Source organism: Sinomonas flava, from assembly GCF_039531875.1.
GTDB lineage: Bacteria > Actinomycetota > Actinomycetes > Actinomycetales > Micrococcaceae > Sinomonas > Sinomonas flava.
On record NZ_BAAAQW010000003.1, the window covers coordinates 1 to 10,261 of the forward strand.

The following is a 10,261-nucleotide window of genomic DNA, read 5'->3' on the forward strand; positions in this document are numbered from 1 at the left end:
GGCTCTCCGCAGCACGCCGCTGACCCGACAATCACAACCCACTTACACCGAAAAATTGACAGTCCCGCCCGCCTTCGTCTGGGCCGAGGTTGGGGTTGTCCGGAGATCTTCGACCGCGCGGTGGTCTGCGGATCGCGCCTTCGCAGCCTGAACGGGATCGAGCTTGCGATGCCATTCGACTTCGCCACGGGTGATGAAGTAGTGGGAGTTGCACGGGAGTCCCATGGCGGCGACAGAGGGCTTCAAGGACACTTCGCCGTCGTAGATGACTCGCCATCGTGCGGGAGACAGCTTGGTCACTACTTCTCGATCGCATCCGCAGGGGCAGATATGGCCTGCGGTCGAGTACGTGGTCGAGATGTAGAGGATGCCCGGCTCCATAGGTGTCGGGAACGACGGGACGAACTGCGCGATGTAGCGCAGTGTCTGACTCATGTGAGGTCACCGTTCCGCAGCTGGTTGAGGTAGAGCTTGTAGACGGTCTGGTTCCTCTTATCGTGCGTGGCGTAGAAGCCGAGGTACCGCTTCCATTGGATCACCGCGAGGTTCGCATTGATGGCGTTCAGTTCTGCCACCTGGACGTTGCTGCTGTAGTCGTCATCTCCTGGCGGAGCTGCTGGCATTGTCGGCAGCGGAGACTCGTCGCCCGGGAGGTAGGCGGCCACCTTCGCGATGCCGGTGAGTCCGCCCTCGCCTTCCCTGAAGCTCATCCCGACGTCGATGAAGGGGATGCCCCGATCCCGAAGCCACCGCATTATCTCCGGCCGCGCCTCAGCATCAGCGGCTGCCAGAAAGACGAAGGTCGCTTCTTCCAAGAGATCCAGATTGCCTGGCGTGAGGGCGACGGGGTAGGCAGTGATGCCGGTATGCATCCGCGAGTACTCCTCGGCGAAGTACTCAGCCTTGTTGCGCTTGGCCCGAAGAACCTCTTGGGCGGCTGCCCCCGGCGCACGATAGGCGTTGTGGGTCTCGAATTCGTCACCATCGATGAGGATGATCCGGTCAACCCAGGTCTTGGCGACCAGGTCGAGGATATAGCTTCCTGTGCCTCCCACACCGACGATCGCGATCGTGTGGCCGCGGAACAGGTTGTTGAGCGTGGCCAGACCAGCGCGGGTCGTGTTGGTGTCGGGATAGACGAGCGGCAGATCGTCCGGCACAACCTGGAACGCGCCCGAGGGCACGGTGGGACGAGTCCTCGCACCTGTTTCAACTCGTCCTACTCGGGCGCCGATAATCCACATTATGTCAAGTAATGGAGAAATGCCCTCCTCTCACCGTCCCAGCTGACCGCCAGCGCCCGCGCCCCCTCTCCCGCGCGCCCCGATGAGCCGGACGGCCCGCCGCCTGCGAGACTCCGAAAACGGTGAAAACCGCGAGAGGTACCTCTGCCTCTTTTCTGGCCCCTGGCATGCAGCGGCCGAGCGGCGCGCAGGTCAGTTATGTCAACTTGGGCCGTCCGCGCGCGATGTGAGAACTCACATGATCTCCCATCCGGGGCACCGTGCCGGCACGCCGTCGCCAAGGCTTCCCACCGCCGTCGCGCGCTGCCCTGTGTGCGCGCGGCTTGTGCTCGGAGCCACCTGGGCCCACCCTCTGACCATGGACACCAGCGCGGTGAGTCTGGGCCTCACGCTCGTGAGCGGCATCGCATGGACGGCGGTCTACGCGGAGGCGATCAGGATCGGCTTCGCCCAGCGCACCTACGCGATGCCGGTGGCAGCCCTCACCCTGAACATGGCATGGGAATGGCTCTACGCGCTGGTAGGACTCTCGGAGGGCGGCGGCGTCCAGACGGCTGTGAATGTGGTCTGGGGCCTGGCCGACGTCCTGATCCTCGTCACCTTCCTCCGATTCGGGTACGCCGAGTTCTCCCCACAGCTCGGCCGCGCGGCCTTCTGGACCGGCTCGATGGTCCTGCTGGGTGCGTCGGCGGCCGTGCAGCTGCTCTTCCTCGCCGAGTTCGGCGACCGTCTCGCCCCCGTCTACTCGGCATTCCTGCAGAATCTGCTCATGTCCGGGCTGTTCGTCGCGATGTTCCTGTCGCGCGGAGGGCCCCGGGGGCAGTCCCTCGTCATCGCCGTGGCCAAGTGGCTCGGCACGCTCGCGCCGACCCTCCAGTGGGGCCTCCTCTCCCCCTCGGGCTTCGTGCTCGGCGTCGGGCTGCTGTGTTCCGTCGTCGACCTCGCCTATATCGGCCTCCTGGCCGCGGCACGACGTGCGGAGCCCGCGCGCGTCACCGCGGACGCCGCCGCGCCATGAGCGCAGGCAAGGAATCGTGGGAGTTCCGGGGCTCCCTCGGCTTCCCGACCCACGCCGCCCTGTACGTCCGCGACGCCCTCGGCCTGGACACGTCAGCGGACGACGTCGCACCGCCGGCACTCGCCACGGAGGTCCCTGACCGCTCGGATCGCCTCGCCCGCGTGGACCGTTCCAGCGCCGGCGACGCGCGGCTCGGCGTGTGGCATGCGCTCGTCGACCGGCCCGACTCCCCCTTCGTCGCGCTCGAGTCCCTCACACGCGCCCCGTTCATCGCCGCCGTCTGGGACGAGGCGGTGCTGTGGTCGAACGCGGCGCGGCGCCGAGCGGCCTCCGCCGATCCCGCCGGTCCCATCCGCTGGGATATCGTCCGGGCAGTGGCGGCCGGAGTCGCGGGCGACCTGGACGTCGGCCTGGAGCGGATGCGCGCGGGCGCCGAGTTCCTCCTGGTGCGCGGCCACTGGTGGCGCCTGGCGCGCCCCGGCCTCGTCGTGGCCTCCGTGCAGGCCGCCTCGGACCCGGCGTCGGCGAAGGCGCTCCTGCGGGCCGCCTTCGTCTCTGCCCTCGAGGGCTGAGGCCTTCCGCGACGCTGCCCGCTGCATGGGCACGCGCGGTGCGCGCTCAGCCGGACGAGCCCGCGAAGGCGCGCACTTCGATGGGCAGCCGCGTGATCTCGGCGAACCGCCGCGCCCATCCGAGGGCGGTGTCGAGGTCGGGCGCCTCGATGATGTCGAACCCGCCGAGATGCTCGCTGTCCTCGCTGTAGGGACCGCTGGTGACGTGCACGCCTCCCCCGGGCTCCGCCGTGACGACGGTCGCCGTCGACGCGTCGGTGAGCCCGCGGCCGAACACGAAGGCGCCGGCGGCCCTGAGCTCCTCGGTGAGTTCGGCGAGCCGCGCCATGACCGGAGCGAGGAACTCCGGTGGGGGCACCACGCCGTCGGGCTGGTACATGCCGATCATGTACTGGGCCAACGCATCCTCACCCCGCCTCTGCGGCCGACTCGAGGTCGGCGATGACGATCTTGCGCATCTTCAGCATCGCGGTCATGGCCCGGCGGGCCCGTCCCGCGTCGGGGTCCTTGAGCAGCTCCGTGAGTCGGTTCGGAACGATCTGCCACGAGAACCCGAAGCGGTCCTTGAGCCATCCGCACTGGCTCTCCTGGCCGCCGTCGGCCGTCAGGGCGTTCCAGTAGTAGTCCACTTCCTCCTGGTCCCTGCAGTGCACCTGGATGGAGACCGCTTCATCGAAGGTGAATTCGGGGCCCCCGTTGAGGGCGATGAATGGTCGCCCGTCGAGCTCGAACGACACCGTCAGGACGCTCCCCGCGGGCCTCGGCCCAGCCTCTCCGTAGTACTCGACGTCAGTGATCCTGGAGTTGGGGAAGATCCGCGAGTAGTAGTCGGCCGCCTCCTTGGCCTGGTCGTCGAACCAGAGGCACGTGGTCATCGCTGGCATGGCACTCTCCTCTCCCCTGGGATTCTTCCCCTCCTCACGGCAAACCGAAAGGTTCCGGACAGGCGCACGACGCCGAGTGGCCGCCGCGCGCGCGTAGGCTTGGGGAATGCAGTCCTCCCCCGCCCAGAGCCGCCACGACGAGGCCGGGTTCGGCCGCCCTGCGAGCACCTCCACGCGCACGGCCGTCCTTGCCGCAGCCGCGGACCTCGCCGTCGTCCTCGGATTCGCCGGAGCCGGCCGGGGCTTCCACAGCATCGAGAACCCGGTCGTCGGCGTGCTCGCCACGGCGTGGCCCTTCGTCGTCGGGCTTGCGGTGGCGTGGGGCGCCCTCCGGATCTGGCGCCGTCCTCTGCCGGTGTGGCCAGCGGGCGTCGCGGCATGGCTCGGTGCATATGTTCTCGGCATGCTCCTGCGCGCCGCCACGGGTGGCGGGACAGCTCCGGCCTTCCTCCTCGTGGCGTTCGCCACGCTGGGAGCGTTCATCGTCGGCTGGAGGGCCCTCGCCTGGGGCATCGGGGCGGCCCTGCGGCGGTCCCGCCGCGGCCCCGGGGTCTCCGGCGGATAGGCTGGCCGGGAGAACACCGCCTACACGAACGGAGGACCATGATCACGGCATTCGTCTTCATCCAGACGGACACAGCGCAGATTCCGGAGGTGGCCGAGAAGATCTCTGCGATCCCGGGCATCAGCGAGGTCTACTCGGTCACTGGAGAGTGGGACCTCATCGCCATCGCCCGGGTCCGGGAGCACGAGCAGCTCGCCGACGTCGTTGCGGACAGGCTCTCGAAGGTCGACGGCGTCCGCGAGACGACCACTCACATCGCATTCCGGGCCTACTCCCGGCATGACCTCGAGGCGGCCTTCTCTCTCGGGCTCTCCTGACCACGGCAGAGGGCCGGGCCGCATCGCCGCGGCCCGGCCCTCTGCTGCGCGTCACCGGCTCATGCCCGGGTGAAGTCCACCCACCTCTGGAGGGTCGTGGCCGCCGCGCCCGAATCGATCGACGCCTCCGCACGCTCCTTCGCCGCCGCGAGCCGTTCGAGGAGCGGACCGTCCGCGCTCGTGTCGTAGGACACGAGACCCGCGGCCGCGTTGAGCACCACGGCGTCCCGCACGGGACCACGCTCGCCGGCCAGGACGCTGCGGACTACGGCGGCGTTGTGCGCGGCATCTCCTCCCCGGAGGTCATCGAGCGCTGCGCGGGCAATGCCCAGGTCCGCCGGGTCGAGGACCGACTCGGACACCTCTCCGCCGCGGACCTCCCACACGCGGGACGTCGTGGTGATGGTGAGCTCGTCGAGGCCGTCGTCGCCCCTGAACACGAGCCCACGGCTGCCGCGCGCGGCGAGCACGCCGGCGATGAGGGGAGCCGTGCGCGGATCCGCCGCACCCACCGCGGACGCCTGGACGTGCGCCGGATTGGTCAGCGGGCCCAGGATGTTGAACGCCGTGGGGATCGCGAGCTCCTTCCGCGGCGTCGCCGTGTACCGGAACGACGGGTGGAAGACCTGCGCGAAGCAGAAGGTGATGCCGCACTCGTCGGCGCACTCGGCCACCCGGGCGACCCCCATGTCCAGACGGACGCCGAGAGCCTCGAGGACATCGGCCGAGCCCGACTTCGACGACGCCGCCCGGTTCCCGTGCTTGACCACCTTGGCGCCTGCCCCCGCGATCACCAGGGCTGCCGTGCTCGAGATGTTCACGGTGTTCTGCTGGTCGCCGCCCGTGCCCACGATGTCGAGCTTCTCGCCCCCGATCTCGATCGGGGTGGCGCGCTCGACCATGGCCTCGACGAGCCCCGCGAGCTCCTCGACCGTCTCCCCCTTGGACCTGAGCCCGACGAGGAACCCGGCGATCTGCACATCCGACGCATTGCCGCCCATGATCGTGTCCATCGCCCACGCCGTCTCGGCCTGGGTCAGGTCATGGCGTGCCACGAGGGATCCGATGAGCGAACGCCACGTGGGCGGGGTCGAAGTGGCACCCGGGGTGCCGGCAGCGTCGGTAGTCACGCCCCTGATGGTATCGACCCATGCCAGCGGGGGTGCAAAGCATGACCCCGGCCACAGGGCTCCCGCCGCGGATCCCCGCGGATCCGCATGATTTCGAGGGTTTGTAGAAAAAGTTCCCGGAAGGGGCGGTTCGCGTTGGGCGAACCTGAGGTTTGTAGACATAATGTCCTTGTGACGACAGCGACTCATGCCCCGACAACCCCGGCACATCCCACGCTGAATCGCCCCAACATGGTCTCGGTCGGGACCGTGGTGTGGCTGTCCAGCGAGCTGATGTTCTTCGCCGGCCTCTTTGCCATGTACTTCTCCCTGCGCGCCGCCTCCGGCGAGCTGTGGGCGGAGGAGACGGCCAAGCTCAACTTCCCCTTCGCGCTGGTGAACACCATCGTCCTCGTGGCGAGCTCGTTCACCTGCCAGATGGGCGTCTTCGCCGCCGAGCGGCTCCAGCCCCGCCGCAGCGGCGGCGTCTTCGCGTTCGGACGCTGGGGCATGACCGAGTGGTTCCTGCTGACGTTCCTCATGGGCGCGTTCTTCGTTGCCGGCCAGGCCACCGAGTACACGATGCTCGTCTCCGAGCACGTCTCGCTCTCCTCGAACGCCTATGGCTCCGCGTTCTACATCACCACCGGCTTCCACGGCCTCCACGTGATCGGCGGCCTCGTCGCCTTCCTCTTCATCATCGGACGTGCGTTCGCAGCCAAGCGCTTCGGGCACTACGAGGCGACCTCGGCCATCGTCACGTCGTACTACTGGCACTTCGTGGACGTGGTGTGGATCGGCCTCTTCCTGGTCATCTACGTCCTCAAGTAGCACCCGGAGCACAGCAGCACATCTCGCACCCGCGCCCCCACGGCGGCGGCAGGAAACGGATAGGAACGATTTCGTGAAGGCACTCTCGCAGAAGCGGCGTCACCCGCTGGCAGTCCTAGCGCTGCTGGTCATGGGACTGCTGCTGACAGGCGGTCTCTACTACGTGGCCAACGCGGCCAATTCGGCGAAGGCGGAAACCACGTACTCGGCGTCGGACGTCAGCGAGGGCGAGAAGCTCTTCGTGGCAAACTGCGCCACATGCCACGGCATGGGCGCCTCCGGCACGGCCTCCGGGCCGTCCCTCGTGGGCGTCGGCGCCGCTGCCGTCGACTTCCAGGTCGGTACCGGCCGCATGCCCATGCAGATGCAGGGCCCGCAGGCCTACAAGAAGCCTGTGCAGTTCACCGAGGAGCAGACCAAGCAGCTCTCGGCCTACGTCGCCTCGCTCGGCGCCGGCCCGGCCCTCCCGGACGAGGCCATGCTCGACAAGGGCGGCGACGCCACGCACGGCGGCGAGCTCTTCCGCGTCAACTGCGCCATGTGCCACAACGCCGCGGCAGCAGGCGGCGCTCTGACGCGCGGCAAGTTCGCCCCGTCGCTCGCGGGTGTGTCGGAGAAGCACATCTACGAGGCGATGGCCACCGGCCCCCAGAACATGCCGGTCTTCTCTGACGCGAACATCTCGCCGGAAGGCAAGCGCGACATCATCACCTTCCTCAAGACCATCGAGACCCAGGGCTCCCCCGGCGGCGCCGACCTCGGGTCCCTCGGCCCGGTCTCTGAGGGCCTGTTCGTGTGGGTCGCCGGCCTCGGCGTCATCATCGCCTTCACGATCTGGCTGACGTCGCGCACCTCCTGACGCGACAGCGCGCACCGCAATATGGGCCGCCCCCGTGGCGGCGAAGATTTGAACACCGTCCCCGCGACACATCGGGGGCCAGGAAGGATGAGGGGAAATATGGGCAACCATAGTGACGGCTCTCCCCAGCACGGGGGCGCCGTAGCTACGGCTGGTCAGACGGAGCAGAAGTTCGCGGACCCGGGTCTCCCGCCGCACCGCCTCCGTCTGGCTGACACCGACCCCAAGGCTGCGAAGCGCGCTGAGCGCCAGGTCACGGCGCTGTTCATCATCTCGGTGATCGGCACGATCGTGTTCCTCGTGGCGTACTTCGCCATCGATCTTGGGCACAACTCCGACATCGCGACCGTCCGCACGCAGAACATCCTGCTGGGCATTGGGACGGCCTTCGCGATGCTGGGCATCGGGACGGGCATCGTGCACTGGGCCAAGGCGCTCATGCCGGACCACGAGGTCTCCGAGGCCCGTCACCCCGTCCGCGAGGAAGACGACCGCGTCGCGGCCGTCAAGATCGTCGATGACATCATCGAGGAGACCGGCATCAAGCGCCGCCCCCTCATCCGCAACACTCTGATCGGTGCTGTGGCTCTGGCCCCGCTCCCCGCCCTCGCGGTGTTCGGCGACCTCGGCCCCAACGCCAACGACAAGCTGCGCCACACCATGTGGGCCCCCAAGGACGGCAAGAAGATCCGCCTCACGCGTGATCCCGACGGAACGCCGATCAAGGCCTCCGACGTCACGATCGGCTCCGCCTTCCACGTCATCCCCGAGGGTCTGAACGACCTTGCCGAAGGCAAGCTCAACGAGAAGGCCAAGGCCGTCGTCCTGCTCATGCGTCTCAACCCGGCTGACCTGCACATCTCCGCCGGCCGCGAGAACTGGAGCTACAACGGCATCGTCGCCTACTCGAAGATCTGCACGCACGTCGGCTGCCCCGTGGCTCTCTACGAGCAGCAGACGCATCACCTCCTGTGCCCGTGCCACCAGTCGACCTTCGACCTCACGCACGAGTGCCAGGTGATCTTCGGCCCGGCCAGCCGTCCGCTGCCGCAGCTGCCGATCGAGGTGGACGCCGATGGCTATCTCGTGGCGTCGTCGGACTTCCACGAACCTGTTGGACCTAGCTACTGGGAGCGTGAGTACTCGTGAGCGGCGCTACCGCCTCCACCTACCAGCCGCCGACGAAGGTCGGCCGCATCGCCGACTTCGTCGACCAGCGGACCGGCGCTTCGGCCGCAGTCCGCGAGTTCGGCCGGAAGGTCTTCCCCGACCACTGGTCGTTCATGTTCGGCGAGGTTGCCCTCTACAGCTTCGTCATCCTGCTGATGTCGGGAACCTTCCTGACCTTCTTCTTCGACCCGTCGATGGCGGAGACCCACTACGACGGCGCGTACGTGCCGCTGCGTGGCATGGAGATGTCAGTCGCGTACCAGTCCTCGCTGCACATCTCGTTCGAGGTGCGCGGCGGGCTGTTCATGCGCCAGGTCCACCACTGGGCCGCTCTGCTCTTCGTGGCTGCTATGGCCGTGCACATGCTGCGCGTGTTCTTCACGGGGGCCTTCCGCAAGCCGCGCGAGATGAACTGGGTCATCGGCGGCGTGCTCCTCATCCTGGGCATGGCGGCCGGCTTCACCGGCTACTCGCTCCCGGATGACCTGCTTTCGGGCAACGGCCTGCGCATCATCGACGGCGTGATCAAGTCGATCCCGATCATCGGTACCTGGATCTCGTTCTTCCTCTTCGGCGGAGAGTTCCCGGGAACCGCGATCATCGGCCGCCTCTACGTGCTCCACATCCTGCTGGTGCCGGCAATGATCCTGCTGTTCGTCGCGCTGCACCTGCTCTTCGTGGTCGTCCACAAGCACACGCAGTACCCTGGCCCGGGTCGCAATGACGGCAACGTCGTCGGCTACCCGCTGGGCCCGGTCTACGCGGCGAAGGCCGGCGGCTTCTTCTTCATCGTGTTCGGCGTGATCGCGGCAATGGCTGCCTTCTTCACCATCAACCCGATCTGGAACTACGGCCCGTACGACCCCTCCCCGGTGTCCGCGGGCACGCAGCCCGACTGGTACATCGGATGGGTCGACGGCGCGCTCCGCCTGATGCCGGGCGTGCTCGGCTCGCTCGACGGCTACCGCCAGCACTTCGAGTTCGTGATCTTCGGGCAGACGCTGACGCTCAACGTCCTCCTGCCGGCCCTGGTGCCCGCGGGCATTGTCTTCACGGTCCTGTTCACGTACCCGTGGATCGAGAGGTGGATCACGAAGGACGAGCGCGAGCACCACGTTCTCGACCGCCCCCGCAACGCCCCCACGCGTACCGCGATCGGCATGGCCGGGTTCACGTTCTACTGCGTCATGTGGGCCGCGGCCAGCTCGGACCTGATCGCGACGCATTTCCATGTCTCCCTCAATGACGTGACGTACTGGCTGCGCACGCTCTTCTTCCTCGGCCCGATCATCGCCTTCGTGGTGACGAAGCGTGTGGCCCTGGCGCTCCAGCGCAAGGACCGCGAGATCGCGCTGCACGGCCGGGAGACCGGACGCATCGTGCGCCTCCCGCACGGCGAGTTCATCGAGGTCCACGCGCCGCTGAACGAGTACAAGCGCTACCGGCTGGTGGGCTTCGAGTCGCCCGAGGTGCTGCCCGCCCAGCCGAACGCCAAGGGCGTCGTCGACCGGAAGGAGCGCCGCCGCGCCAAGCTCTCGCGGTGGTTCTTCGAGGACCGCGTCGCGCCGGCCACTCCGGCTGAGCTCGAGGCCGCCCATGCGCATGGGCACCACGAGGCCATTGAGCCCGCCGACGAGGCGAAGAGCCTCGGCCGCCGCTAGGCGACAGAAGCACCGTCACAGACAGAGGGCC

The 10,261-nt window shown here is 67.9% G+C and carries 13 protein-coding genes; 8 read left to right on the forward strand and 5 right to left on the reverse strand.

All coding sequences use genetic code 11. The annotated features are described in order from the left end of the window. Positions 1–42: 42 nt before the first annotated feature. A complete protein-coding gene (locus ABD298_RS02680; RefSeq protein WP_344298165.1) occupies positions 43–435 on the reverse strand; it encodes a ubiquitination-like system serine protease family protein in 393 nt (130 codons plus the stop codon). Continuing rightward, positions 432–1,184: a ThiF family adenylyltransferase gene (locus ABD298_RS02685; RefSeq protein WP_344298166.1), complete on the reverse strand. Its 753-nt coding sequence runs from the start codon at positions 1,182–1,184 to the stop codon at positions 432–434. Before ABD298_RS02685 ends, ABD298_RS02680 begins: the two co-directional genes overlap by 4 nt. A gap of 418 nt (positions 1,185–1,602) precedes the next feature. Between ABD298_RS02685 and ABD298_RS02690 the strand changes: the two genes are divergently transcribed. Together ABD298_RS02690 and ABD298_RS02695 are read left to right on the forward strand one after the other, a co-directional pair. Next, positions 1,603–2,262, forward strand: coding sequence for a transmembrane-type terpene cyclase (locus ABD298_RS02690; RefSeq protein WP_344298167.1), 660 nt, complete (start codon positions 1,603–1,605; stop codon positions 2,260–2,262). Continuing rightward, complete coding sequence (locus tag ABD298_RS02695) at positions 2,259–2,834, forward strand: hypothetical protein (RefSeq protein ID WP_344298168.1); 576 nt, start codon at positions 2,259–2,261, stop codon at positions 2,832–2,834. Before ABD298_RS02690 ends, ABD298_RS02695 begins: the two co-directional genes overlap by 4 nt. A 46-nt stretch (positions 2,835–2,880) precedes the next feature. On the opposite strand, the gene ABD298_RS02700 is transcribed toward ABD298_RS02695, so the two are convergent. Together ABD298_RS02700 and ABD298_RS02705 are read right to left on the reverse strand one after the other, a co-directional pair. Further along, positions 2,881–3,234: a YciI family protein gene (locus ABD298_RS02700; RefSeq protein ID WP_344298169.1), complete on the reverse strand. Its 354-nt coding sequence runs from the start codon at positions 3,232–3,234 to the stop codon at positions 2,881–2,883. Between the two features lie 7 nt (positions 3,235–3,241). Further along, positions 3,242–3,718, reverse strand: a complete 477-nt coding sequence (locus tag ABD298_RS02705; protein ID WP_344298170.1) for a VOC family protein — start codon at positions 3,716–3,718, stop codon at positions 3,242–3,244. A gap of 106 nt (positions 3,719–3,824) precedes the next feature. Between ABD298_RS02705 and ABD298_RS02710 the strand changes: the two genes are divergently transcribed. Both ABD298_RS02710 and ABD298_RS02715 read left to right on the forward strand, forming a co-directional pair. After that, positions 3,825–4,283 (forward strand): DUF3054 domain-containing protein, encoded by a 459-nt coding sequence (locus ABD298_RS02710; protein ID WP_344298171.1) that lies wholly within the window; start codon positions 3,825–3,827, stop codon positions 4,281–4,283. Positions 4,284–4,321: 38 nt separating this feature from the next. After that, entirely contained in the window at positions 4,322–4,600 is a 279-nt protein-coding gene (locus tag ABD298_RS02715; protein WP_208712576.1) for an Lrp/AsnC family transcriptional regulator, read from the forward strand. Positions 4,601–4,659: 59 nt separating this feature from the next. Here the strand turns inward: ABD298_RS02715 and trpD are convergent, their stop codons facing one another. Further along, positions 4,660–5,730, reverse strand: a complete 1,071-nt coding sequence (trpD, locus tag ABD298_RS02720) for an anthranilate phosphoribosyltransferase (RefSeq protein ID WP_344298172.1) — start codon at positions 5,728–5,730, stop codon at positions 4,660–4,662. Between the two features lie 171 nt (positions 5,731–5,901). Between trpD and ctaE the strand changes: the two genes are divergently transcribed. The 4 genes from ctaE (at position 5,902) to qcrB (ending at position 10,230) form a co-directional block, all read left to right on the forward strand. Then, complete coding sequence (gene ctaE, locus ABD298_RS02725; protein ID WP_208712578.1) at positions 5,902–6,540, forward strand: aa3-type cytochrome oxidase subunit III; 639 nt, start codon at positions 5,902–5,904, stop codon at positions 6,538–6,540. Positions 6,541–6,613: 73 nt separating this feature from the next. Next, on the forward strand, positions 6,614–7,399 hold the full coding sequence (gene qcrC, locus ABD298_RS02730) for a cytochrome bc1 complex diheme cytochrome c subunit (protein WP_344298173.1): 786 nt from the start codon (positions 6,614–6,616) through the stop codon (positions 7,397–7,399). A gap of 99 nt (positions 7,400–7,498) precedes the next feature. Continuing rightward, entirely contained in the window at positions 7,499–8,548 is a 1,050-nt protein-coding gene (gene qcrA, locus ABD298_RS02735; RefSeq protein WP_344298174.1) for a cytochrome bc1 complex Rieske iron-sulfur subunit, read from the forward strand. Beyond that, positions 8,545–10,230, forward strand: coding sequence for a cytochrome bc1 complex cytochrome b subunit (gene qcrB, locus ABD298_RS02740; protein ID WP_344298175.1), 1,686 nt, complete (start codon positions 8,545–8,547; stop codon positions 10,228–10,230). Before qcrA ends, qcrB begins: the two co-directional genes overlap by 4 nt. The last annotated feature ends 31 nt before the right edge of the window (positions 10,231–10,261 follow it).

Excerpts from the sequence above, each read along its gene's own strand:
- ABD298_RS02680 (WP_344298165.1), bottom strand. The coding sequence starts at position 435 with ATGAGTCAGACACTGCGCTACATCGCGCAGTTCGTCCCGTCGTTCCCG.
- ABD298_RS02690 (WP_344298167.1), top strand. The coding sequence starts at position 1,603 with ATGGACACCAGCGCGGTGAGTCTGGGCCTCACGCTCGTGAGCGGCATC.
- ABD298_RS02695 (WP_344298168.1), top strand. The coding sequence starts at position 2,259 with ATGAGCGCAGGCAAGGAATCGTGGGAGTTCCGGGGCTCCCTCGGCTTC.
- ABD298_RS02705 (WP_344298170.1), bottom strand. The coding sequence starts at position 3,718 with ATGCCAGCGATGACCACGTGCCTCTGGTTCGACGACCAGGCCAAGGAG.
- ABD298_RS02710 (WP_344298171.1), top strand. The coding sequence starts at position 3,825 with ATGCAGTCCTCCCCCGCCCAGAGCCGCCACGACGAGGCCGGGTTCGGC.
- ABD298_RS02715 (WP_208712576.1), top strand. The coding sequence starts at position 4,322 with ATGATCACGGCATTCGTCTTCATCCAGACGGACACAGCGCAGATTCCG.
- qcrA (WP_344298174.1), top strand. The coding sequence starts at position 7,499 with ATGGGCAACCATAGTGACGGCTCTCCCCAGCACGGGGGCGCCGTAGCT.